The sequence below is a fragment of the Aquirufa sp. OSTEICH-129A genome, from assembly GCF_054558355.1.
Genome location: NZ_JBPXKC010000005.1, coordinates 91,903 through 117,194 on the forward strand (window position 1 = coordinate 91,903; position 25,292 = coordinate 117,194).

Below are 25,292 nucleotides of genomic sequence, written 5' to 3' on the forward strand. Positions count from 1 at the left end.
GCTGCAAAAATTCCAAATACTGCTCATAATTACAATTCTTGGCTGTCTTACGACACCCGTAAAATCCTATGCATGTGGAACAAAGCACACTAAAGAAGAAAAATCATGTTGTTTGAAAGAAAAACCTGAGAAATCTAATAAAGATAATTGTTGCGGAAAACACAAAATGACCGGACAAAACGAAGGGAACAGTTGTGGAGGGAATTGTGATAATTCTACGTGCAGTTGCCCATCACCTTTCTCCACATTGGTAATACCTGATTTTTTAGTAAAATTTAATATCAATACATTCACAGCTCGCAATTCAGTAAAATCGTTTTATAACCAAACTTACCATTCATCAGGTTTTGGTTACATTTGGACACCCCCCAATATAGGTTAATTTATTACCTTGACAGCCATTGGTCTGTCTTATCGGAAGCAAAGTATTGCTTTAAAAATCAATTGTTTTTTACGTAAAATTATTAAAAAATGAAATCAATAAAATTATTGATGGCAATAACATTATTGCTATCCATCTCGACATGTTTTGCAGAAATTAAAAATGCCAAGGTAGAAACTGTTCACATTTATGGAAATTGTTCTATCTGTAAAAAGACCATCGAATCGGCGGCCAATGTAAAGGATATTGTTCAGGTGGAATGGAATAAGGATACAAAAATGGCCTTCCTAACCTATGATGAAAAGAAAACAAATCAGGATGAAATTCTAAAACGAATTGGTTTGGCAGGTTATGATAGCGACAAATTTCTCGCTCCTGACAATGTTTATGCTAAACTTGAAATTTGTTGCCAATATGAACGGACAGGAAAAGTTGTTGCAAAAGTTGAAGAATTAAAAGCTGTAAGTCTTGATGTGGAAGAAAAAGTTGTCATGCCAATTTTAGTAACAAAAACACAAGGAGTGCAACTAAAAGAGGTCTTCGATTCTTATTTTGCAGTGAAAGATGCTTTGGTAAAAACGGATGGTAGCTTGGCAGCCACCAAAGCTGTTTTGCTGTTAAATTCTATAAACGCAGTTAAAATGGAAAATTTAACGAAAGAAGAACATGTAGAATGGATGAAAGTGATGAAAGATTTGATTTTTGATGCGGAACATATTTCGGAGACCAAAGATGCCAGCCATCAAAGAGACCACTTTACATCTCTATCTAAAAACATGTATTCGGTGATGAAAGTCTCAAAACAAGAGACACCAACATATTATCAATTTTGTCCAATGGCTAATAAAGGAAAAGGTGCAAATTGGTTGAGTAAGGAGAATATCGTTAAAAACCCCTATTATGGTTCTAAAATGTTGGGATGTGGTAAAACTGTTGAAACAATAAATTAATGAGCCACTTTATTAAAAATATGGCTCTTAGTCAATGTAACATGAAATTAAACTCTTTAATCGTTTTTTTTAAAACGAATACTTTAATTACAGTTTTTGTGCTTTTTTCAACAACTGTTTTCGCCCAAAAAGTTGTTCGCTATGACCTTTACGTAAAAGACACTTTAGTGCATTTTGCTGGCAAAGAAAAAAGAGCGATTGCAGTTAATGGTCAAATACCAATGCCAACCTTAACATTTACCGAAGGTGATACGGCTGAAATACACGTTCATAACCTACTTAAGGAGGAAACCTCTTTACATTGGCACGGGCTATTTTTACCCAATAAAGAAGATGGGGTTCCCAACCTTACACAAATGCCCATTCGGCCAAATACAACCCATATCTATCGTTTCCCAATCATTCAAAATGGTACCCACTGGTATCACTCACACTCAGGGTTGCAGGAACAAATAGGAATGTATGGGAATTTTGTCATGTTAAAAAGACCGAACGACGACTCTTTTAGGAAAGGAATCGATGACTTACCAACGCTTCCTATTGTACTGAGTGAGTGGACCAATCTCAAACCCGAGAATATTCACAGGATGCTTCATAATGCCAATGATTATCCCGCATTGAGAAAAAACTCCGTTCAAAGTTATGGGGAAGCAATATCAGCAGGTCATTTTAAAACTAAGTTGCTAAATGAATGGAAGCGGATGTTAGCGATGGATGTTAGCGATGTCTATTATGAAAAAATATTCATGAATGGTAAACCAAGTTCTGAGCTTAAAAGTATCTCAGGAAATGAGTTGAAAGGTGGAGACAAGGTCAGACTAAGAATTTCAAATGGGGGTGCATCATCCTATTTTTGGCTGACTTATGCCGGGGGTAAAATTACAGTAGTAGCAAATGATGGGAACGATGTGGAACCGGTTGAAGTTGATAGATTAATTATAGCGGTTTCAGAAACCTATGATATTATTGTTACTATTCCAGCAGATAAGACTGCCTATGAATTCTTAGCAACGACTGAAGACCGGACTAATTCAGCATCCATTTATATTGGAAATGGAATTAAACAGTTGAAATCACCTTTACCCCGATTAAAGTATTTTGAAGGGATGAAGATGATGAATGACATGATGAAGATGAATGGCGAATTGGATGATATGGGTATGGCCATGAGTTTAAATCAAATGGATATGAATGTGGTGATGTATCCTGAAATAACTGGCGATGCTAAGCCAAAACAAGATGACAATGACCCCAATCGTTATAATGCCAATGCACTGGGAGACATTGTTACCCTGAATTATGCCATGCTGAAGTCCCCTAGCATAACAGCATTGCCCAAGGAAGCTCCAGTAAAAGAATTGTACTTTAAACTCTCCGGTAATATGAATCGATATGTTTGGAGTTTAGACAATAGGGTCGTTTCAGAAGCCGATAAAATCCTTATCAAAAAAGGAGAAAATGTTAGAATTATTCTCTACAATGGTTCCATGATGCGCCATCCGATGCACCTACATGGGCATGATTTTAGGTTACTTAACGGTCAAGGACAAAATGCTCCTTTAAAAAACATTGTGGATGTTATGCCGATGGAGACGGATACATTAGAATTTAACGCCAATGTTGAAGGTGATTGGTTTTTCCATTGTCATATTTTGTACCATATGATGAGCGGAATGGGTAGGGTATTAAGTTATGAAAATCAGATGCCCAATCCATTGATTCCTAATCCAAAACTAGCGCAACGGAAACTGTTTGCAGACGACCGCAAGTTTCATTTTATGGCTGAGAATGATTTTGCAACCAACGGTAATGATGGAATGGCCATGTTACAAAATACGAGGTGGAGCATTGGTTCAGAATGGCGATTGGGCCATCATGATTTTCACGGATATGAGGTAGAAACACATATTGGTAGATATGTTGGGAAAATGCAGTGGTTAATGCCATTTATTGGCTTTGATTGGCGTTATAGAAAGTTTGGAATAGATGAACAGGAAACAAATCTATTTGGGCAATCAAATAGTAAGGACCTAAGAAGTCTTGTTACAGTCGGCGTAAATTACACGTTGCCATTACTCATTGTTGGACAAGCTGAAATCTATCAGGATGGAAATATTCGTTTTCAACTTATGAGAGAAGATATGCCTATTACCAAACGACTTAGAGTGAGTTTTATGCTTAACACCGATAAGGAATACATGGCAGGTTTTCGTTACATCGTAAACAAAAACATGGGCATTACATCACATTATGATAGTGATATGGGATTGGGTGCTGGAATAACTTTTTCTTACTAAAAACTTTTTAATTGTCTATTGAGATAATTTAACTTCAATAAAAAACAAAATCATGAAAAAAAACATTGTTTTAAACCTCTTGTTGACATTACCTATTGGCGTTTTTGCCCAACACCAAAACCATCAACCCAAAGTCGATACCAGTCAAACAGCAGTCAAGCCCAAAAGTCCAAAAATGACGGCAATGGCAATGGTAGGCACAAATCATGTACATATAGAATACGGTTCACCGAGTGTGAGAGGGCGGAATATTTGGAATGGTTTAGTTGCCTTCAATCAAGTATGGTCATCGGGAGCTCACAAAGCTACTTGGATAGATTTTGGTCATGATATAATGGTTGAAGGTAAAGTTATTACAAAAGGTAAATATGGATTTTTTACTATTCCTGATAGAGAAACGTGGACTTTGATTTTGAGTAAAACGTGGGATATGCACTTATCGGACGATTATAAAGAAGAAAATGACATCATCCGAATTAAGGTAAAACCCTTCAAAAGCGATAAATTAGTTGAAGCCCTTACGTATGAAGTAATGCCGACCAATGCTAACGAAGGCAAAATAAAATTGAGCTGGGAGTATTTGAGCGTTGAGTTTCCGTTTAAAAATAAGTAAATGATTTTGGGGGAAGAAATGAGCGAAATCAACTAATTTAACCCGTATTGCTATGAATAGTCTTGGTCAGAAAGCACCCAAGGGCTATGGCTGATTAACTAATCCAAAATTCATCTATTAGGAGATTTGCGGGATAAATCATTAATTTTTATCATTGGAAAGCGACATTTACTTCCTCCAATTTACAGGATGATTTCTCTCTTTAAAAAGTTGAAACCGGATTGACTAAAACCAACTCTTGGCACATTCTTGGCACAATTTGAAAACCACAGGTATAACTCTCAACTAAAATAGTCAAAAAACACTAAGCCCTCTACTGGGCTTGAACCAAGAAAATCGATGAATAAAGGAAATAGAGATAGAGTTTAAACGAAAAAAGTCACCATTTCTGATGACTTTCCTGTTTGCTCCCTCTCCTGGGCTCGAACCAGGGACCCCATGATTAACAGTCATGTGCTCTAACCGACTGAGCTAAGAAGGAATTTGTATCCTTTTGGGACTGCAAAAATAGGTGTCAGTATGCATATATGCAATAAGAACACCTATTTTTTTCTTAAAATCTTACTTTATTTCTTCTCCTCTGCCTTGGCATCCTTCTTTTTCACTAATTCTCCCTCTTTTAAATTCTTTGCCACCGTAGCATATGGCCCTGAAATAATCTCCTGGCCTTCTTTCAATCCTGAGATAATCTCAATATTATCGAAGTCAGATATCCCCGTTTTCACTTCAACCATCTTCGCTTTACCTTTCTCACTGATAAATACCACTTCTTTTATCTTCTCCTTGCGTTTTTTGCTTTGCTGAGCCGTCTCCTCCTTCGCTGGCTCGGCAGCACCACCTGACGCATCTTTGCCGTCTTTCTGAGCTACTTCTGCACCGATTTCCCGTGTCGTAACTGCTGCCAATGGTACCGTTAAAATATTGTCTTTGCGGTTCGTTAATATCTCCACAGATGCCGTCATACCTGGCTTCAAAGGATACGATAATTTACCCTTGATTAGATCACGATAAGAATCTCTTAAAACACGAATCTTAACCTCAAACTCCGTCACAGCATCCGTCGTTACCGAAGTTGCTGTACCCGATTGATTTGCTGAACTAGCAATCTCATACACGACCCCTTGAAACTTGCGCTCTGAAGAAGTAAATGCATCTACATCTATGATCACCGTATCTCCCAAACTTACTCGCGTAATATCATTTTCATTGACATTCACTCTCACTTCCATGTTATTCAAATTAGCAATGCGTAACATTTCCGTTCCTGCCATTTGTGAAGTACCAACCACACGCTCTCCTAATTCCACGTTTAGTTTTGAAATAATACCACTTTGAGGAGCATAAATCGTGGTCTTTGTTAAATTCGTTGTGGCTTCTTTTAAGGCCGCCTCAGAGCTCTTCACATTAAAACTAGCCGCTTTTACATTGGCCTTAGCTGACTCCAGATCTTGTTTAGCCACCATGTAGGCCGATTGGAATTGATCAAAATCAGCATCAGAGATTACTTTGTCGTTATGTAATTTTAAATTACGATCATAGTCAATTTTTGCCTTGCTCAAACGTGCTTCACTCTGAGCTAAAACGGCCTTACTTTGTTCCATACTTGCTCTCATGGCGTTCAACTGTGCCTCCGCACGAGCCAATAAGGACACATAATTATCAGGACGAATTTTCAATAAAACTTGACCGGCAACCACAGAATCACCTTCTGCAACATTCAAGGCAACAATCTCTCCAGACACATCGGGAGAAACTTTAACCTCAACTTCTGGTTGAATTTTCCCAGATGCCGATACTTTTTCGACAATGGATTCTCTTTTGGCTTTACCAAATTCCACCACCGTTGGATCTACCTTACCAATCCATCCTTGCTGTTTGGCTAAAAATAAACCTAAGAATATCACAACTACTCCCCCTCCGATAAACAACCACGTCCGCTTGCTATTGTTCTTTGCCATCTTTTTAAAATTATTGAAAATTAAAATGTTAAATTTTTACCTTGATAGTAATCTAAAATCTTTGTTCTAAAAACATAATCGTATTTAGATTGTACCAAAGAAAGTTTCGCCTTGTCAAGGTTTGTCTTTTGTAAATTATAACTAACGAAATCAATAGTACCTGCACTAAATTTACTTTCTGAGGCTCTAAATGATTCTTCTAATGCTGAAACCTGGGTAACTCCAGCCTCATATTTTTTTGCTGCATTGAGCATATTGACATAGGCTTGTTCAATATTTTGACGTAAAGTTAGGCGTGCTTTATTGGCTTCAATCTCAGCATTAACTTTTTGCAAATTAGCTTGAGAAACACGGGTTCTATTTTGATATTTGGTAAAAATAGGAATGCTTAAATTCAGTGAAACAACTTTGTTTTGCGTATTATTCAACTGATCAAAATAGCCTACTGTTGATCCCTCTCCAAATTTAGGTTGGGTGGTTGTCAGTGGATAATTTACTCCACCTACATTCACATTACCTAAAGTAACCTCCTGAGTTCCCAAAACCTGAACAGATTTCAAGGCGTTGGATTGGTTAGCAGACCAGCTTCCATTTAAGCTTAAGGTCGGTAAACGAAACGCTTTGGCTACATCTACACTTTTTGCAGCTCCCTGCACTCTAAAATCCGCTGCACGAACCAAAGGTTGTGCTTCCACAGCTTTGGCATAAATATCGGCAATACTTAATTCATAGGCTGAAGAATTGGGCACGGGTACTTGAATACGCTCCAATTCAAACTGGCTTATAGCGGAATCATTTAATAATTGTAACAAGGTTAATTTATTAATATCCAAGGCGCTTTGAAAACTTACTACATTGGATTCCTCATTGGCTAATTGAGCTTTTAAGTCTAATAAGGTAGAAATGGCAACAGAGCCAGCATTGACCAACTTTTGTGTTCTTTCAATTTGCAATTTGGTAATCTCAGTCTGGGTTTTGGCAATAGCCAATTGGTCTTCCGCATTTAGAATAGACAAATAAGATAAGACAACCTGCAAAGAGATATTTTCCCGAATGGACTGTAAGTCTTCTTGCGTGGCCTTTAAGTTGAATTCTGTTTGTAGAATATTATTTTTCAGTTGACCTCCATTGAATAAAAGCACATTAGCATTGAACCCAAGGTTATTGTAATTAATATTCCTTGAATCATATCCATTGGTATATGGGTTAATACTTCGTCCAAAACTTGCCGCTTGATTGATATTTCCTGTCAAAGATGGCAATTGATTATACTTTGCTTGCTGAAATTGAAGCTCCGCATTTTGCATACTAACTTGATACGATTTAACATTCAAATTATGTTGTAATGCAATCTCTACAGCTTGATTCAACTTAAGCTTTACTAGTGTACCATTTCCTTGAATAGCCGTTTGTGCCTGAGCTGTAAAAGCGAAGGTAAAAAGCAATGCAAAAAGGTAGACAATTGTTGGGAATGATTTCCGATACATAGCTATTGAAAAGAATTTAGCACAATGTTACTATTTTTAGGTGGTGCGTAGGGTACATTTTGGATAAACGGCAAGCCAAAAGGATAAATCCCACTTATTGAACTACTTGAAATTTTTTCTTGGCCTCAACCCGAGAAAAAGCATTGAAATGCCACCATTCATATTCGATTGGCAAAAAACCAGCCTTTTGCATTACTTTTCTCAATAAAAGTCTGTTTTGAATAACCTCTTTACTAAGAATTCCTTTCTCTGCTAATTCCTTCTCAGCCTTGGGATACGCCTCCTTTCCAAAGTAATCGAAAGGGGTTCCCATATCAAGCGCTTTACCCTGTTCATCTGCGATGGTTAAATCCACTGCACTACCGTAATTGTGAATGGAATGTTCTTGCGGAGAAGCCACATAATTTTTCCGAATATTGGGTGGATATTGGGGAAGAGCATTCCAAAGGTCCCATTGTTTAGATAATGGTCTTGCAGCATCATATATTAATAGATGGTAACCCGGTTTTTCTTTTTCCAACAAGGATTGTGCAATAGCTAGTTTAGCGACGGTCTCTTTTTGTAAAAATGCTTTGGTTAAACAGCCATAGACATTTTGATGCATAAAATTATCGGTGGTAGCGTATTTCAATTGAACTAAAACCCGTTTAATTTCCGACTGAACTTCTACTAAACCCTGGCTTCTCATTTTTTCTTCATAATAACAGGGTTTTTGCTGAGCAATGAGCGAATGAAGCATCAAGCTAAAGGCAAAGGCAAGGGGAGTAGAAAAAGAATCGCGCATAAAAATCAAGAAATTCCCTAAATTTAACCAAATTTTAATTAGGCAGGGCTCGCATTCTGCAAACCTTTCTGTATGGCATTAAATTGGATTTGGTTTCTGTTTTTTGGTGTAGCCTTTGTGGTTGCTATTATTCAGTTCTTGTTTTTTGGAAACACCGATATATTTAAAATTCTAGTAGATGGAATGTTCGATTCCGCTGAAATGGCGGTCATGAAAATCGCACTTCCCTTAGCAGGAGTTATGACTTTTTTCATGGGAATCTTACAAATTGGAGAAAAGGCAGGCGCCATACAATTTTTAGCAAAACGAATTCGTCCCTTTTTTACTCGACTTTTTCCTGAAATTCCTGCAGATCACCCCGTTCATGGTCAAATGATTATGAATTTTTCCGCCAATCTATTAGGCTTAGACAATGCCGCAACCCCGTTTGGTCTAAAAGCCATGCAAGGCTTACAAGATATTAATCCGACCAAAGAAACTGCTTCTAATGCGCAAATCATGTTTCTGACCTTACATAGTGCGGGACCTGTATTAATTCCATTAAGTATCATGGCCCAGAGGGCCATCTATGGGGCTCAAGATGCCTCTGATGTCTTTATTCCTTGTTTAATGGCCACTTATGCTGCCACTCTAGTGGGCTTAATGTTTGTAGCTATCAAACAAAAAATCAATTTGTTGGAACCGGTATTATTAACTTGGCTCGTGGGATTAACCCTATTCTTTGGGGGAATATTAGCTTATTTCAGCTCATTAAGTAAAGAACAAATTGAAATACAATCCAAGATATTCAGTAATGGATTATTATTTACTCTCATACTTAGTTTTATCGTGGCAGCCTTTTGGAAGAAAATAGACATCTTTTCCACATTTGTGGAAGGCGCCAAAGGGGGATTTGAAACCTCTGTTAAAATCATTCCTTATTTGGTAGGTATGTTAGTTGCTATCAGTTGTCTACGTAATTCAGGAACATTGGATTTTATTGTTGCAGGAATGAAGTGGCTAGTAAATCAATCCGGTTTGGATACTCGATTTATTGATGCAATGCCTACGGCCTTATTGCATCCGGTAAGTGGAAGTGGTTCTCGGGCCATGATGATTGATACCATGAAAACCTTTGGAGCAGATTCTTTTGTTGGTAGACTTGCCTGTGTTTTCCAGGGTTCGGCTGAAACTATATTGTATGTGATAGCCCTGTATTTTGGATCTGTGCAGGTAAAAAATATACGTTACACGCTTTGGGCTGGTTTAACCGCAGATTTGGCGGGAATCATCACTGCCATATTTGTAAGCTACTTATTCTTCGGCTAAAGACTAATTCAGAGGAAAACTGATCGCTAAATTTCCACCTATGGTTGGAGGTGTCAAATTTCCCTTTTCTACACCAAGGTTTGCTTTTAACAAGGCTTCTGGAAATCCTGAAATATTTATGGATCTGTGCCACAATAAACCTGCAGAATACTGTTTTTTTACCGGAATGTATTCATTCCCAAACCAACCAATTGCATTGGATAAACTAGCTCTTAGTTGAATCTTATTTTCTCCGAAAACAAACTCTCCCGCCGCATAAAAAGCCTCCACTCGGTTATTATCAAAATATATACTATTCGTTGGATTCAAGTCAGATTCAGCATCTAAAGTCAGTAATGGGGTACCTATCCCTTTGCCAAAATAAGTCCATCCGTTTTGATATACACCATTATTTAAATAGTTATCAAAACCTCTTAAATTACTTGTATCATTAAATACTTTACCTCCTTGAGATGTGGTATTCAAATATTCAAATACCACTTTAATCAAACCCTGATCTGCTTTTCTTGTGATGGCCAATCCATGTAAACCATCGGTGATATTATTTCCATAATACAGAGATCCGTCTTCATAAATACTTTGACGGTAGAAAAAAACTTTAGCTTGATTCAATTCGACTTCCATCCCCACGTCAACTGTTCCTAAATGGTTCCCTGATCGATTAAAACCATCATTGGTGCCATAGGTGGCAGTATCTCCTTTAACGGCATTGGATTTACCAGTAACTACTGATACATAGGTGGATAAATCAGATGGAATAATTCCATTTTTTGCAGAGATATTATAAGGGTCCGCATATTTTAATTTACCTCCCCACTGAACTTGGTGGTTAAATCCAGCATAAAATTTTACCCTCCAAGTGGGCTTTCCAAATCGGCCATAAAAGGATTTTTGATGTAGATAAAAATCTCTAACATCCTCCCGTGAATTTTCAAACCAGCCATGGGAGTAGTTTCCTTTAAACGCCAAAACACCCCTCAAAAACCCTGGAGACCAATATTCTTTAACTTGTAATTCTATTTTGGGTAATGGAAGTGCATTTCCTGACCAAATGTAGGAACCCGAACTTAGCGTTGAATCTACCAAACCAAAAATCTGTTTTTGTCGGCCTGCTACTAGTTCAAAAATTCCGACTTTCCCTTTTACATACATTTCTGGAAAAAAGAAATCTGCTTTATTTTCTCCTAAATTAACTTGAGAAGAAAATCCATAAGCCCAATCAACTTGTTTCTTTGGGCGATATTCCATTTGATGAGAAAATGCAGAAAAACCATATGATCCTGATGCGGGGACAAGTCCATATTGATTAGCTCTTAACCAAAGTGGATTATAGACCCCTCCTAGGGTACCCCCCATTCCAAGGGAGAAATCAGATGCTATTTTCCTTTGGGCATAAAGCGAATTTACACACATGAATACACAGATGAGTACCGTTATATTCCTAACAAGCATCTGTTTTAACTGATTCATATGGCTAATTTGATTCATTCAAAGATAGTTGAAAAATTGAAATTACTGACTTTGATTTATATAAGCGACAAGTTCAAAGCCTAGGCTATCTATCCTAAGCCGCACTTCATGCTTATTTTTAAAACCTACAACTTCTGCTTTTTGACCCGCCAATGCCCCTGTATCTAGAGTTACAAAATCACCAATATTTACCAGCTTGCCTATTGCCTCAACATCACTATGCTCTGATAAGAAATTTTGTATGGCTTTAATTTCTGAATCTTGAACAACAGCAGGTTTTTGTAACCAATAAACAAAATTAACCACCCCGTTAATTTGTCGAACTACACTACTCTGTAAAGCCAAATCGATATCCACAAATACGTAAGATTTAAATAATGGCTCTTCAACCCATTTTTTACGATCTGACCACTGCTTTCTCTTTTTGGTTAAAGGACAATAGCATGTTATACCTTTTTCTTGAAGTCGCAAGGCAACTTTTTTCTCCACTCTAGATTTTGTATACAAGGCATACCAGGCCATATTAAAAAGGGCTTAAACTATAATCGAGCATCTACTAGATCTCTGTCCAATACAGCTTTGATATCAAATAAGACCCCAGTAGGATGCTTGAGATTTATATAATCTAAAGTTAAAAATTCATTATGGGCAACTGTTAGAACAATAGCTTGATAGTTGTCCGATAATTGAGTTACCAATTTAATGCCATGTTCTTGAAGTACCTCTTCAGCATTTGCCCATGGATCAAATACTTCCACATTCATTCCAAAATCGGTTAGTTCTCGGTAAATATCAACAACCCTTGAGTTTCTAATATCTGGACAATTTTCTTTAAAAGTGATTCCAAGCATTAAAGTTTTTGCCCCCTCTATTTTATGTCCTTTTCGAATCAATAATTTAACCAATTTATTGGCCACAAAAATCCCCATATTATCATTTACTCTTCTACCAGAAAGAATAACCTGAGGATAATAACCTAAACTTTCGGATTTATGCAGTAAATAATAAGGGTCAACACCAATACAATGGCCACCTACTAAACCAGGTTTAAAATTTAGAAAATTCCATTTTGTCCCCGCCGCCTCTAATACTTCAGTTGTATCAATCCCCATTTTATCAAATATCAATGCTAATTCATTAACAAATGAAATATTAACATCCCTTTGAGCATTTTCAATAGCCTTGCTTGCTTCTGCTACTTTTATGGAGGATGCTTTATGAGTTCCTGCCAAAATAATGGACTTATATAAAGTATCGACCTGTTCGGCTATCTCTGGGGTAGAACCAGAGGTTACCTTTTTAATTTTAGTTAAGGTATTAATCTTGTCTCCTGGATTTATTCTTTCAGGAGAATAACCACAATAGAAATCTATATTAAATTTTAAACCTGAATTCTTTTCCAAAACTGGAACACAATCTTCCTCGGTACAACCTGGAAAAACTGTTGATTCATAAATAACGATATCCCCTTTTTTTAAATATTTCCCAATCATTTCAGAAGCCTTTATCAAAGGACTTAAATCAGGTTTTTTGAAATGGTCAATAGGAGTGGGTACTGTTACAATAAATATCTGATAATTTGATAAGTCCCTTTCTTGTGAAGAAAATTTTAAATGTAAAGAGTGGCGTAATTGCTCCTCGGAAACCTCATGCGTTCTATCAATGCCCTTTTTTAGCTCATTAATACGATCTAAATCTATATCAAATCCAAGAGTTGGATAAAATTTACCAAACTCTACGGCAAGTGGAAAACCCACATATCCCAATCCAATAATAGCTATGCTTTTATTCATTAATTATTTCGAAAACAATTGAATATCAGAACTCATCATATCCTTAACTAAAGCAGGTAAATCATATTTCAATGTCCAACCCAGTTTGGTTTGAGCTTTAGTAGGATCCCCAATTAATAACTCTACTTCAGTTGGCCTAAAATATCTTGGATCGACAGCTACCACTTCTTTACCAATTTCCACTTGATACAAAGGATTATGACACGCCTTAACCAAGGCCACTTCTTCTATACCACTTCCTTTAAATTCCAATTCAATTCCTACTTCATTAAAGGACATAATGATAAAATCACGAACCGTAGTCGTTATTCCTGTGGCAATCACAAAATCTTCTGGCTGTTCCTGTTGCAAAATCAACCACATCGCTTCCACATAATCTTTAGCATGGCCCCAATCACGCTTGGCATCTAAATTTCCTAAATAGATTTTATCTTGTTGGCCTAAAGCAATTTGAGAAACTCCACGGGTAATCTTACGCGTTACAAAAGTCTCTCCACGCAAGGGGGATTCGTGATTAAACAAGATTCCGTTTACCGCAAACATTTGATAAGCCTCTCGATAATTCACGGTTATCCAATAAGCATACATCTTAGCTACAGCATAAGGCGATCGAGGATAAAAAGGCGTTTTCTCAGATTGTGGAACTTCTTGAACCAAACCATAAAGCTCAGACGTAGAGGCCTGATATATCTTTGTTTTTTGAGTCAATCCCAATAGGCGTACCGCCTCCAAAATTCGTAAAGTTCCTATTCCGTCTACTTGTGCCGTATATTCAGGCTCGTCAAATGATACCTTTACATGTGACATAGCACCAAGATTATATATCTCATCTGGCTGAACTTCCTGAATGATTCGAATGATGTTGGTTGAATCACTTAAATCTCCATAATGTAAATGAAAATTTGAGGAATCTACATGAGGATCCTGGTAAAGGTGATCAATGCGTTGCGTGTTGATCAAGGAGCTTCTACGCTTTATTCCGTGAACACGATAACCCTTACCTAATAAAAGTTCAGCTAAATACGCGCCATCCTGTCCTGTGATGCCGGTAATTAAAGCCACTTTTTGTGCTTGAGACATAAAATTTCGATTCAATAATTAAAAAAGAAAGGCAAAAATGCCCTTTCTTTTAACGTTTAACACGTAAAATTACTAAAATTTCCGAGTGCAGCCGATAAATTATTCATTAGGATAGCTTGAAAGCTACATGCCTAATCATAGAGTCCGAGGATCTGTTTTTCATATCGGGAGACAATCACCTTGCGTTTTAATTTTAAGGTTGGCGTCAATTCCCCGTCTGAAATCGTAAATAATCTAGGTAAAAGAACGAACTTTTTAACTTGCTCATAGCGTGCAACAGATGCCATAGTCATTAAAACCTCCTCGTTTATCTTTTCTATTACCTTAGGATGGGCAATCATCTCTTCAGGGGTGCCCACTGCAATATCCTGCTGTTTACACCAAACTTGCAAAGCATTAAATTCAGGAATAATTAGCGCCGAAGGAAACTTTTGGCCTTCCCCAACTACCATACATTGTTCAATAAATGCGGACTCTTTTAGTTTATTTTCTACCAATTGAGGAGCCACGTATTTACCTCCCGATGTTTTAAATATTTCTTTTTTTCGATCTGTTATCTTTAAATATTTACCATCAACTAACTCTCCAATATCTCCCGTATGGAACCATCCATCTGGATCGATTGCCTCGGCCGTTGCAGTTGGGTTGTTATAATACCCAGGCATAACAGAGTCTCCTTTGACACATATTTCTCCATCTTCGGCAATCTTCAATTGAATACAATCCAAAAGTGTTCCTACGCAGCCAACCTTAAAATCCGGTGGGCTAATTTTTGAAACAGAAATAACGGGTGAGGTTTCTGTCAAACCATAACCCTCCGCAATAGGAATGTTAGCTGCCCAAAAAATTCGAGACAATCTAGGTTGAAGAGCTGCAGAGCCAGAGGTGATGGCTCGTATATTTCCTCCCAATGCCTCTTGCCATTTACTGAATATCAATTTTCTGAAAATAGCTAATTTGATGCTATCCAAAAATCCCAATTTCTCCATGGGATCGTATTTTAAACCAAAATCAATAGCTGCAAAAAATAGACTTCTTTTAAATCCCGTTAGTTCATTTCCTTTAGCTAAAACCTTATCATATACTTTCTCAAGTAACCGGGGTACAGTAGCAAACATGGCTGGCTTTACCTCTTTTATGTTTTCTGCAACTGTATCTAAGTTTTCCGCGTAATAAATAGAAACTCCATAAAACATGTACAAATAGATGTTCGTCCGCTCATAAATATGACACATCGGTAAAAAACTCAATACTTTATCCATGGAGTTGATTTGGAAAAACTCCCCACGATCCAAAGATTTTACGTTGCTGATAATGTTATGATGGGTTAACATAACACCTTTAGGCCTCCCTGTTGTACCTGAGGTATAAATTAAAGTAAGCAAATCATTCGGCTGAACCGACGCTTTGATGGGTTCTAAAACATTAGCATCTTGCCCTTGACCCAATTCTTTAAGCTCTGTCCACAAACTTGCTCCAGAAATCGGATCAAACGTATAAATGGTTTTAATTTTAGAATTGTCTTTGGCGGCTTCTTTGGCTTTTAAATATAATTCCTCATTTTCCGCAAAAACAAAGGTGACTCCTGAGTCCTCAAAAATATATGCATAATCTTCCACCGTAATGGTAGGATATAATGGGACCGTTACAGCTCCAAGTACTTGCACAGCAAAATCAACGAAATTCCATTCAGGACGATTGGTTGAAATAATAGCTATTTTATCCCCGGGCTTAACACCTAAACTCCACAAACCTAGGGCTAATTGCTCTATCGTTTCTAATGTGTCTGTATTCGAATAATTTTTCCAATATCCATCCTCTTTCTTATTTAATAGATCCGACTTATGGAAAGTCTTGTATACATCTAATAAATCAAATACGCGTGTTAATGAAGCATGTTTCATATGTATGGTAAGGTTCTAGTGTATTCAAATCAAAGTTAGGTAAATCTGTCTGAGAAAATGTGATATTTAGTCTATTTTTTAGGACGGAATTTATACCATTATGGTTTAGTTAAGTTCAATCTTATTTCTTGTAAATAAATACTACTCGGATACTTGTTAACGAATTGAAGGACTAATTCCTTGTCCTTATATCCCGTTAATTTTAAATATTGATATAATGCATCATCCCCATAAATGTCTTGGTCAAAGCGATCATATATATCTTTAAACAGGTTTATAGCTAGACTCATTTCTTTCTTCTCTAAGGCTCTTTGAGCCATTAAATACAGAATATCATCTTCTAAACTTTGGCCTTTTTGGCTTTTAAATAACTGCTCCAATGCTAAATCGGCTTCCTTTATCTTCTTTTGTTCGTATAACCACTGAACTGTTGAAAATGATTTTAATGCCGTTTCAAGGGTATCTATTCCTGAATTATCCTCTATAACCCAACTCAAATGCAAAGCGTCATTGGCTATTTCTTTCTGGGTACTTTGCTTTAGTACATCAAAATTGGCTTTCGCTAATTCAAAATCTCCTGTATAATAATAAAGTTTACCTGTTTTTAATTTTGCTTCATATGCAATAGGCGAATCCTTAACCAATTTTTCGACTTGTGCGTATTGAATTAAAGCGTCATACTTCCTTCCAGCATACAAGTAAACATCACCTAACTCCAATTTCATTTGGGCTTGTAAATTGATATTGGATTCAGCTAATTCAATTCCTTTCTGATATACCTTTTCTGCCGAATCCAACTGATTCAGTTGATACAGAAAAATTCTGGCTTCTGATAAGTAAGTATCCGCCGTACCCGCATTATTTCCCCGATCCTTCCTCAATTCTCGATAGGATTGAATCAAATTAGAAAATTCCGTTTTTTCAATCACCATTTTATTTTGAATACTCTGCTCTCTAGAAGCCAATAATAACTGCTTCCAATTTAACAGCTGCGGAGAACGAGGATAAGTTTTAACTAAGTACTCAAATATTTGATTAACCAAAGTCCATTGCTGACGCTGAAAACAGGCAATCCCAAAATCACTCACTTCTTTTCCGCCCGACTTAAATCGAATATCCAAAGCTTTTCTTTGTAACCACACCTTTTCCCATTGTTGATTTAATGCATACCAATGTATGATCAATTCAACTGGATTAGCCTGATCAGGATTTGCTTGAATCAAAGCAACCAACATTTGCTCTACTTCACGATTCGCTATTTCTTGGTCTTTCAAATTAGTCAACCAGTCTTTTGTTAGTTCCAAGCCCTGGGAACTTAAAGACTTATCAACAATTTGTCCACAATACTTAATCCAAAGCGGTGCTAAATTTTCTTTAAGTATTTCATTAAATGAATAAAATGTTAATAAAGAACCATTATTTAGATTTTTTAAGAATAAATCATCCAACTGCTTTATCCGTTTCTTCTCTTTCTTAATTTTAACAATTTGATGTAATCGATCAACAAATAAAGAATCAGGACTTTTAAGCAAAGTTGATGCATTGACAGAATCAACATTCCCCAATATGATTATGAAGAGAATAAAAAAAGATTTAGCAAATGTTTTCCACATGACTTATTTAAAAAAAATAAAAAATTTATAAATCTTCTTTTTGTTTCTTATTGTTATTCGATGTGGATAAGTGGATAAGCTTTAATTTGATATTTAAATACTTGATAATTAGGCAAATATATTTTTTATGTATATGTTATCTATGTAGATAAGTTCAGATTTTTTTGTGGATTACTGGTAAAAATTGTCCACAACTTTTTACTAATATTTTCTTTCCACATTTTCCTCCTTAGATGTTCACTATTTTATCAGCTTATACACATCTTATCCACACTATTTTTGTGTATTTATTAACAAATCAGAAATTTGAAAATTTGCCTTTAGTTTAATTTTGCCATCAAAGAAGTAGACTGGTTCTGATTTTTTTCTCAGCTTAAAATTGCCAATATCCCAAACTCCATTCTTATTAAGATCACCAATAACGCGGATTTGGTAGATACCTGGTTCCACGTGAATAAACTTAAATCTCTTTTTAGTACTTTGTGTCATATACGGCTCAAAAGTATCAGCTTTGAGTAATTCTACAATATAATTAGTATCTGCTTGTGGGTTGGAAATATTTCCGTCAATACTGCCATAATTCTCAATGTCCTGCCATTCCATTTTTTGTGAATACGCTTGACTAGAATCTGCCTCAACTCCAACAAATGCATTCTTTATGATATTTAATTCGAATCTAGTTCTGCTCGGTAAATAGGCATTTTTTATGATTAGATTATTTTGGTATTGATTCCATTGAAATGCTTGGTCCGGTAAAGTATGTATTTCGCCTTCTTCTGTTTTAAATTGCAATGATGTAGAAACCCACTGTTGTATGGGTTTTGGAAATTTTATCTGAATGGAATCTACTGGAGATAGTAATTTGCCTGCTGCAGGTTTTACTTCAAAATTCAAATCCATTTTTTGTACTCGTTCTCTTTTTGTTGGTTCTCTGAATTTAATTTTTAAGGGTATTTGGTAGGTTCTATTGAGTGAGTCCGTAATTCTTGTTTGAATAAAAATGGTATCAGCATTAGTTTGATTTAAAGCGTAGAAGCGGATATTTTTATTTTCTTCTTGCTGATAATATAGGGTTGCCTTAGGAGGATTTCTTATTTGTATGGTTTTAATACCTCTATTAAATTCGTACAAAACGGTTTTAGCTGATGCAGTAGTTTTGCTAAGTTTTAGTGAATCTTGATTTTGTAAGCTGATTGCGAAATTTTGTTCCAGGTTTGATGTTAAATCTAGGAACTTTTCAGAGATAAAATCTACAGATTCTTTATTTGAGTTATAGAGCAAATTATTATTTACATCATGAAATGCGGCCATGTAGTATTTACCTTTTGCCAGGTTTTCAAGTAAGTAGTTTCCTGAAGTATCTGTTTTAACAAAATAATAAGGTTTACTCGTATGAATGGAAAGGGAGTCATTCCATGGATAAAGTGCCACTAATATATTCTCGGGGTGCTTTTGGTTTAGTAGTTGATAGACCTTCCCTTTAATTTGTAATGAATCGATATCCTTCGACGTGCTAAAAACCAATTTTATATTTTTTCCTACATTTCTTTCGGAAGCATCTTCTATTGCATTTCTAAAATTGAAGGTATAGGTTGTATTGTCTTTCAATGTGCTATCTAATAAAATACTTAAGCCTTGGGGCCTAATTTTTGTTTGATAGGTTCCAACCGATGGAGTAATTAGTAATTCTTGACTTAGGTTTCTGATGCTTACATATTCATTGAAAGTCAAGTCTATTCTTTTGCCTTTGAAATTTCTACTTTTATTGAGAGGGATAGATTCACTGATTTTGGGTGCTAATGTATCTTTTTTTCCCCCTGGAGGGTTGGCCATTTGCGCACAACCCTGAAGGATTAGCGTAATGAACAATCCTGAGATTAGCGAGAATAGAACCAAGTTTTTAAGCCTACTTAGCATGTTCAAAAATGTATAAATTGCTTGAATAATTTCCCCCACCTAAACTTGCCTTTAAATTGGAAATTAAACCAATGATAAAGGACATGATGATTTTTTTGGAACCACTTTGGTATTGATGACTCATGAGGGAAATATAAAAACTATCAAAGATTAATCCTCTTTTTTCTTTTAGTGAAAAGCCATACAGGTTTGCAATGGATTGTATGGTTTCTGGAGTAAAATGGTAAATATGCCGGGGCACATCATAAGCTGCCCAGTGCTCTTTAAAGTATTGGGCATCGTAGCTTTGGCAATTAGGTAAAGCCAAAAATAATTTTCCATTTTGTGCCAAATGCTTCTTAAAGAATTTAAAGTAGTCATGTATTTCGTAGACGTGTTCTAGTACATGCCAAAGGCTGATTACTTGAAAACTTTCTGATTCTGGTATGTTGTTCAATTGTGGATAGATCGTTTTTCCTGTCAACTTAGCTGCTTTGCTAGCTGTTGCAGGATCTAGTTCCATGCCGTGAATATTCCAACCTCGCTTCTGGCAAGCTTGTAAAAAATGGCCGGTCCCGCAACCAACATCGAGTAAATTTTTGCCTTCTTTTTTTTCGGGTTCTATCCAATTTGTTTTTAATCGAAGTGTGATATTTCTTACTTTTTGATAAAGCTGATTAATGAATCCTTTTTCTGTATTACTATGAGATATATAGTTTTCAGATTGATAGTAGGGCCCAGCTTCACTTGATTTCGGTCTGGGATTTGTAAACTGTAGGTTACAGCTATTACATGCTACAATTTGAAATGTTTGATTTGAAACGGTATAATCTTTTGCACTCAGAATGAATGTAAATTCTTTATTTAAACAAGCTGGACATTCTTGTAATTCTTCCATAATTAGCGACCCATGAATAAAAGTAGAATAGAAACGTCAGAAGCGGAAACACCAGAAATTCTACTAGCCTGACCAATTGTTTGTGGTTTAATGGATTTTAATTTTATCCTAGATTCAGTGGAAAGGGTTTTAATTCTATCGTAGTCAAATGTTTCGGGTATTTTTAAGTCTTCCATGGTTTTCATTTTATCAACCATGAGCCTTTCTTTTTCAATATAGCTTTCGTATTTAACGATAATTTCTGCCTGTTCGATTACCTCTTGTGAATAATTTTCTTTTACATTTTGTATTAAGGGGTGTTCTAATAAGGTAGAGAAACTTAGGTCAGAACGTTTAAGTAAATTAACAATGGGTGTCCCTTCCCTTAAACTAGAGCTTCCTTGACTTTCTAGCCAGGAATTGATTTCGTCGGGTTTTATTTTATGGGTTTTAATGTGTTCTAATAGGTGAGTTACATCGTTTTGTTTTTGTTGGAATTTATCCATTCGTTTTTTGGTGGCAAGCCCCAATTCAAAACCTTTTGTGGTTAATCGTTCATCCGCATTATCTTGGCGTAATAGCGTACGAAACTCTGCCCTTGAGGTGAACATTCGATATGGTTCATCTGTCCCCTTATTGATGAGATCATCGATTAAAACACCGATATAGGCATCTGATCTAGAAAGCGTAAATGGATCCAACGATTGTGCTTTTTGATGGGCATTGATTCCTGCCATGAGACCTTGGCAAGCAGCTTCTTCATAACCCGTAGTCCCGTTTATTTGTCCGGCGAAATATAGGCCTTGAATAAGCTTGGTTTCTAGTGTTGCTAGTAATTGGGTTGGAGGGAAATAATCGTATTCTATGGCGTAGCCAGGTCTAAATAATTTTGCTTTTTCAAACCCAGGTATCAATCGAATGGCTTCGTATTGTATTTCCTCTGGCAGGGAAGTTGAGAAACCGTTAACATATATTTCTATTGTATTCCACCCTTCTGGTTCTACAAATATTTGGTGACTGTCCTTGTCTGCGAATCGGTTAATTTTATCTTCTACAGAAGGACAATACCTCGGTCCTAGGCCCTTTATTCTCCCAGCAAACATGGGTGATTTATCAAAACCTTTTCTTAATACTTCGTGTACTTTTGTGTTGGTATGAGTTATCCAGCAGGAGCGTTGTTCTTGTATAGGTGTTTCGGTTAAATAAGAAAAACTGCTTGGATTTTCATCTCCTTTTTGTTCTTCCATCGCACCGTAATCTAGACTTCTTCCATCTACTCGAGGTGGTGTCCCCGTTTTCATTCGCCCTGATTCAAAACCTAAATGAACTAACTGTTCGGTTAATCCCTGTGCCATTGGTTCTGCCATTCTTCCTCCACCAAAATGCTTCTCTCCTATGTGTATTAATCCGTTTAAAAATGTACCATTTGTGAGTACTACGGTTTTGGATTTAAACTCTATTCCCATTCGGGTGATTACCCCTGTTACTTTGTTTTCTTTAATGAGGAGTTGTTTAACCGAATCTTGCCAAAAATCTACCAAAGGATTTTGCTCCAGAGCCAGTCTCCATTCCTCTGCGAATCTCATTCTGTCCGACTGACACCTTGGTGACCACATAGCTGGACCTTTAGAACGATTCAGCATTCTAAATTGAATCATGGTTTTGTCTGATATGATTCCAGACATACCACCAAGGGCATCTATTTCTCGCACGATTTGCCCTTTGGCAACACCTCCCATGGCGGGGTTGCAGGACATCTGTGCAATGGTTTGCATATTCATAGTGATTAGCAATACGCTAGATCCCATTTGAGCTGCAGCATGTGCTGCTTCACAACCGGCATGTCCCGCTCCTACTACTATTACATCGTATGCTTGTTGTTGCATGTTCTATTTTGTTTCACGTGAAACATTTATTGTTCTTCAAAATACTGCGCCAAATAGTAATCTTCTTTGGCTGTCATGATGGCTTTGTCTTCCTTTTTTTTGTCTTTGTATCCAGCTAAATGGAGTAAACCATGAACCATCACGCGCTGTAATTCGCTGCTTTCTGTTCCAAGTTTTAGGCCATTTTCTTGAATTCTATCAACCGAAATAAAGACATCTCCCTCTAATTTTTTGGGGTTTTCTGAATTATCAAAGGTCACGATATCTGTCAATGTATCATGATTCAAATATGTTTTATTGATTTCTAAGAGGTAGTCATCAGAACAAAAGATATAACTAATGTCTCCAATAGTCTTTTGTTCTTGCTGTGCTACAGCTTTAAGCCAAGCTTTGTGCCTGTTTTTTTGCGGCAGGTTAAAGTCGATCTCTTCTGAGCAAAATTGTATCATGGTTTCTCTTTCAAAGAGCTAATTTACAAAAAAGCATCCTCGAAATGTTCTAATTTGGTAGCTTGTGGCAAAAAAGTAATGGATATGCTATCGAAGCGGATCTCTTTTTCCCACTTTCGATCGATTTGATATTGGTTGGCGGCTTCTGATAGCATGTTGATTTTATGCTGGTTGATATGTTCTTCAGGATAACCAAAGCGTGTTCTTCGCAGCGATTTCACCTCAATAAATACAAGGGTTTGTTGGAATTGAGCGATGATATCTACTTCGGCTTTTCCTGTTCTGTAATTTTTATCAAGTATTTGGTAGTGATTTCGTCGTAAATACTCTTCCGCTACCCTTTCAGCCTTTTGGCCGAGCTTTAAATGTTTTGCCATTCTTGTATCTTTGTGCAGCAAGGTATAAAGGGGATAATATCTATTTTCAATAATTACTTGATAAAATAAGATGCTGAATAAAGAAGTTCAATTTGTTGATATGGGCTTGTCTGAATACCAAGAAACCTGGGATTTGCAGGAAAGGCTTTTGGATCATATTGCTCAAATAAAATTGACTAACCGAAGGGAATCACGGGTGGACAAGACGCCTAATTATTTGCTTTTTTGTGAACATCCACATGTATATACGCTGGGTAAGAGTGGAGATGAGTCTCATTTGTTGATGCAAGAACCTTTTTTGGACAGCATTGGTGCACGATTTTATCGGATTAACCGTGGAGGAGACATAACCTACCATGGGCCAGGTCAAGTGGTAGGTTATCCCATTTTGGACTTAGAGAACTTTTACACAGACATCCATTTATACTTGCGTATGCTGGAAGAAGCAATTATCCTTACCTGTCAAGATTATGGATTAGTGGCTGGAAGAATTGATGGATTAACGGGCGTCTGGATTGATCATGAATCTGAAAATGCCCGCAAAATTTGTGCTTTAGGCGTTAAAGCCTCGCGCTGGATTAGCATGCATGGCTTCGCATTTAATGTAAACACAGATTTAAGTTATTTTGGGCATATTGTTCCTTGTGGTATTGCTACCCGCGGTGTGACCTCTTTACAACACGAACTAGGACAAGAAGTGGCTATTGATGAAGTAAAATCTAAGGTTTTAACGCACTTTAGTCAATTATTTGAATGCAAGCTGATACATGTTTCACGTGAAACATTAAACCTAACCAAATCTTAAAGCAAAATGGAGCCTAAAAAGAATTTTAAAAACACGTTATTTATTGATATTGAGACGGTCTCTGGAGAATCTAATTTTTCCCTACTTTCAGATCGAATGAAACACTTTTGGCTAAAAAAAGCGAAGAATGTATCAAATCCCCAAAATCTGGCCCTAGAAGAATTATACGTAGACCGGGCTGCTTTATTTGCTGAATTTGGCAAAATTATAGTGATAGGAATGGGATTTTTGTACCAAAATAAAGAGAAAGAACTATGCTTGAAGGTGAAAACTATTGCCAATAAAGATGAAAAATCTTTGCTGTTGGAGTTTATACAATTCATCAATGATACGTACAAATCAAGGGAATTAACCTTGGTGGCTCATAATGGAAAGGAGTTTGACTTTCCCTATTTATGCAGGAGGATGCTGGTGAATGGCTTGGAAATTCCTAGGCCTTTGCAATTACAAGGGAAAAAGCCTTGGGAAGTTTTACATCAAGATACCATGGAGTTATGGAAATTTGGCGATAGGAAGGTCTATATTTCTCTGGATTTATTGGCAGAATTATTAGGGATTCCTGGCTCAAAAACGAATTTGACTGGAGATAAAGTACATGGCGTTTATTACCTGGAAAAAGATTTAAGTAAAATAGCAGCCTATTGCGTGGAGGATGTAGTTACGCTTGCCCAATTATATCTACGCTACCATTTTTTACAAATGGTAGAAGAAAAAAATATCGATCGAATTACATCAATTTAGCAGGATTTCCGAAGACTCTTTTTGAGGCCGCAACGGGTTCTATTACTACACTTCCCGCTCCTACTGTAGCTCCTTTGCCGATTTTAATACTTCCTACGATGGTACTTTGGATGCCGATAAAGCAATTGGTATCCAATTTGCATTCCTTACCAATGACAGATCCTGCGCCAACTTGCACGTATTCTTCAATAAGTGCTCCGGTTTCTACAATGACACCTGCCCCAATGATGCAATGATCAGCCAATTTTGCCTCAGGCTGAATGATCGCTCCAGCACCTACATATACGCCATAAGCAAGGTTTTTAACATCAGCAATAATGGCTGAAGGATGAATGGCATTGACAGGTTTTACTTGACGATCTTCCATAATGGTTTCAATCATCTTTTTTCTTTCGGTTGGGTTTTCTAATGCGACAAATACCCCACAATTTTTACCAATTAAGCCCCAATAGGATTCATCTTCTGTACTTCCTAATACAGGGATTTCTCCAATTTGAGTATCTTTTTTCTTTGGATCATCATCCAAAAAACCATAGATAACGACTTCGTTTTTTTGAAAAATGGAAGCTACTTCTAAAGCAAACGGATTAACGCCAATGATGATAACAGGTAAAGATGTCAT

21 protein-coding genes and 1 tRNA gene are annotated in these 25,292 nt (G+C 36.7%); 6 read left to right on the forward strand and 16 right to left on the reverse strand.

Going from position 1 to position 25,292, the window contains the following annotated elements:
- Positions 1 to 471 precede the first annotated feature (471 nt).
- From SKC36_RS10340 to SKC36_RS10350, 3 genes are read left to right on the forward strand one after another with little or no spacing between them, the layout of a single operon-like run.
- Positions 472 to 1,332 (forward strand): DUF3347 domain-containing protein, encoded by an 861-nt coding sequence (locus tag SKC36_RS10340; protein WP_269006890.1) that lies wholly within the window; start codon positions 472 to 474, stop codon positions 1,330 to 1,332.
- Complete coding sequence (locus SKC36_RS10345) at positions 1,332 to 3,629, forward strand: multicopper oxidase family protein (RefSeq protein ID WP_459465812.1); 2,298 nt, start codon at positions 1,332 to 1,334, stop codon at positions 3,627 to 3,629. The genes SKC36_RS10340 and SKC36_RS10345 overlap by 1 nt, the downstream gene beginning before the upstream one ends.
- Positions 3,630 to 3,681: 52 nt before the next feature.
- Positions 3,682 to 4,242, forward strand: coding sequence for a DUF2911 domain-containing protein (locus SKC36_RS10350; protein ID WP_130895635.1), 561 nt, complete (start codon positions 3,682 to 3,684; stop codon positions 4,240 to 4,242).
- A 407-nt stretch (positions 4,243 to 4,649) separates the two neighbouring features.
- Here SKC36_RS10350 and SKC36_RS10355 read toward each other — a convergent pair.
- The 4 genes from SKC36_RS10355 to SKC36_RS10370 all read right to left on the reverse strand — a co-directional run bounded on the left by SKC36_RS10355 (position 4,650) and on the right by SKC36_RS10370 (position 8,471).
- Positions 4,650 to 4,723: transfer RNA gene (locus SKC36_RS10355), tRNA-Asn, on the reverse strand.
- A gap of 85 nt (positions 4,724 to 4,808) precedes the next feature.
- Positions 4,809 to 6,200, reverse strand: coding sequence for an efflux RND transporter periplasmic adaptor subunit (locus SKC36_RS10360; protein ID WP_459465813.1), 1,392 nt, complete (start codon positions 6,198 to 6,200; stop codon positions 4,809 to 4,811).
- Between the two features lie 20 nt (positions 6,201 to 6,220).
- A complete protein-coding gene (locus SKC36_RS10365) occupies positions 6,221 to 7,687 on the reverse strand; it encodes a TolC family protein (RefSeq protein ID WP_459454506.1) in 1,467 nt (488 codons plus the stop codon).
- A gap of 94 nt (positions 7,688 to 7,781) precedes the next feature.
- Positions 7,782 to 8,471, reverse strand: a complete 690-nt coding sequence (locus SKC36_RS10370; RefSeq protein ID WP_459465814.1) for a M15 family metallopeptidase — start codon at positions 8,469 to 8,471, stop codon at positions 7,782 to 7,784.
- A 72-nt stretch (positions 8,472 to 8,543) separates the two neighbouring features.
- Between SKC36_RS10370 and SKC36_RS10375 the strand changes: the two genes are divergently transcribed.
- A complete protein-coding gene (locus SKC36_RS10375; RefSeq protein ID WP_459465815.1) occupies positions 8,544 to 9,779 on the forward strand; it encodes a nucleoside recognition domain-containing protein in 1,236 nt (411 codons plus the stop codon).
- Between the two features lie 3 nt (positions 9,780 to 9,782).
- On the opposite strand, the gene SKC36_RS10380 is transcribed toward SKC36_RS10375, so the two are convergent.
- The 11 genes from SKC36_RS10380 to SKC36_RS10430 all read right to left on the reverse strand — a co-directional run bounded on the left by SKC36_RS10380 (position 9,783) and on the right by SKC36_RS10430 (position 23,124).
- Positions 9,783 to 11,249, reverse strand: a complete 1,467-nt coding sequence (locus tag SKC36_RS10380) for a capsule assembly Wzi family protein (protein WP_459465816.1) — start codon at positions 11,247 to 11,249, stop codon at positions 9,783 to 9,785.
- A 42-nt stretch (positions 11,250 to 11,291) separates the two neighbouring features.
- Complete coding sequence (locus SKC36_RS10385) at positions 11,292 to 11,771, reverse strand: UpxY family transcription antiterminator (RefSeq protein WP_459465817.1); 480 nt, start codon at positions 11,769 to 11,771, stop codon at positions 11,292 to 11,294.
- Positions 11,772 to 11,788: 17 nt separating this feature from the next.
- On the reverse strand, positions 11,789 to 13,042 hold the full coding sequence (locus tag SKC36_RS10390) for a nucleotide sugar dehydrogenase (protein ID WP_459465818.1): 1,254 nt from the start codon (positions 13,040 to 13,042) through the stop codon (positions 11,789 to 11,791).
- Between the two features lie 3 nt (positions 13,043 to 13,045).
- Positions 13,046 to 14,122, reverse strand: a complete 1,077-nt coding sequence (gene gmd / locus SKC36_RS10395) for a GDP-mannose 4,6-dehydratase (RefSeq protein ID WP_459465819.1) — start codon at positions 14,120 to 14,122, stop codon at positions 13,046 to 13,048.
- 131 nt (positions 14,123 to 14,253) lie between these two features.
- Positions 14,254 to 16,026: an AMP-dependent synthetase/ligase gene (locus SKC36_RS10400; protein ID WP_459465820.1), complete on the reverse strand. Its 1,773-nt coding sequence runs from the start codon at positions 16,024 to 16,026 to the stop codon at positions 14,254 to 14,256.
- A gap of 98 nt (positions 16,027 to 16,124) precedes the next feature.
- A complete protein-coding gene (locus SKC36_RS10405; RefSeq protein ID WP_459465821.1) occupies positions 16,125 to 17,639 on the reverse strand; it encodes a tetratricopeptide repeat protein in 1,515 nt (504 codons plus the stop codon).
- Positions 17,640 to 17,912: 273 nt separating this feature from the next.
- Positions 17,913 to 19,556: an Ig-like domain-containing domain gene (locus tag SKC36_RS10410; protein ID WP_459465822.1), complete on the reverse strand. Its 1,644-nt coding sequence runs from the start codon at positions 19,554 to 19,556 to the stop codon at positions 17,913 to 17,915.
- Positions 19,546 to 20,433: a class I SAM-dependent methyltransferase gene (locus SKC36_RS10415; protein ID WP_459465823.1), complete on the reverse strand. Its 888-nt coding sequence runs from the start codon at positions 20,431 to 20,433 to the stop codon at positions 19,546 to 19,548. Before SKC36_RS10415 ends, SKC36_RS10410 begins: the two co-directional genes overlap by 11 nt.
- Before the next feature lie 2 nt (positions 20,434 to 20,435).
- Positions 20,436 to 22,298 (reverse strand): tRNA uridine-5-carboxymethylaminomethyl(34) synthesis enzyme MnmG, encoded by a 1,863-nt coding sequence (mnmG, locus tag SKC36_RS10420; RefSeq protein ID WP_459465824.1) that lies wholly within the window; start codon positions 22,296 to 22,298, stop codon positions 20,436 to 20,438.
- A 26-nt stretch (positions 22,299 to 22,324) separates the two neighbouring features.
- On the reverse strand, positions 22,325 to 22,747 hold the full coding sequence (gene ybeY, locus SKC36_RS10425; protein WP_459465825.1) for an rRNA maturation RNase YbeY: 423 nt from the start codon (positions 22,745 to 22,747) through the stop codon (positions 22,325 to 22,327).
- Positions 22,748 to 22,770: 23 nt separating this feature from the next.
- A complete protein-coding gene (locus tag SKC36_RS10430) occupies positions 22,771 to 23,124 on the reverse strand; it encodes a YraN family protein (protein WP_459465826.1) in 354 nt (117 codons plus the stop codon).
- Positions 23,125 to 23,194: 70 nt separating this feature from the next.
- On the opposite strand from SKC36_RS10430, the gene lipB reads away from it, so the two are divergent.
- Both lipB and SKC36_RS10440 read left to right on the forward strand, forming a co-directional pair.
- Complete coding sequence (gene lipB, locus SKC36_RS10435; RefSeq protein ID WP_459465828.1) at positions 23,195 to 23,929, forward strand: lipoyl(octanoyl) transferase LipB; 735 nt, start codon at positions 23,195 to 23,197, stop codon at positions 23,927 to 23,929.
- Between the two features lie 6 nt (positions 23,930 to 23,935).
- Positions 23,936 to 24,670, forward strand: coding sequence for a 3'-5' exonuclease (locus SKC36_RS10440; RefSeq protein ID WP_459465829.1), 735 nt, complete (start codon positions 23,936 to 23,938; stop codon positions 24,668 to 24,670).
- On the opposite strand, the gene SKC36_RS10445 is transcribed toward SKC36_RS10440, so the two are convergent.
- Complete coding sequence (locus SKC36_RS10445) at positions 24,657 to 25,292, reverse strand: NeuD/PglB/VioB family sugar acetyltransferase (RefSeq protein WP_459454521.1); 636 nt, start codon at positions 25,290 to 25,292, stop codon at positions 24,657 to 24,659. The genes SKC36_RS10440 and SKC36_RS10445 overlap by 14 nt on opposite strands.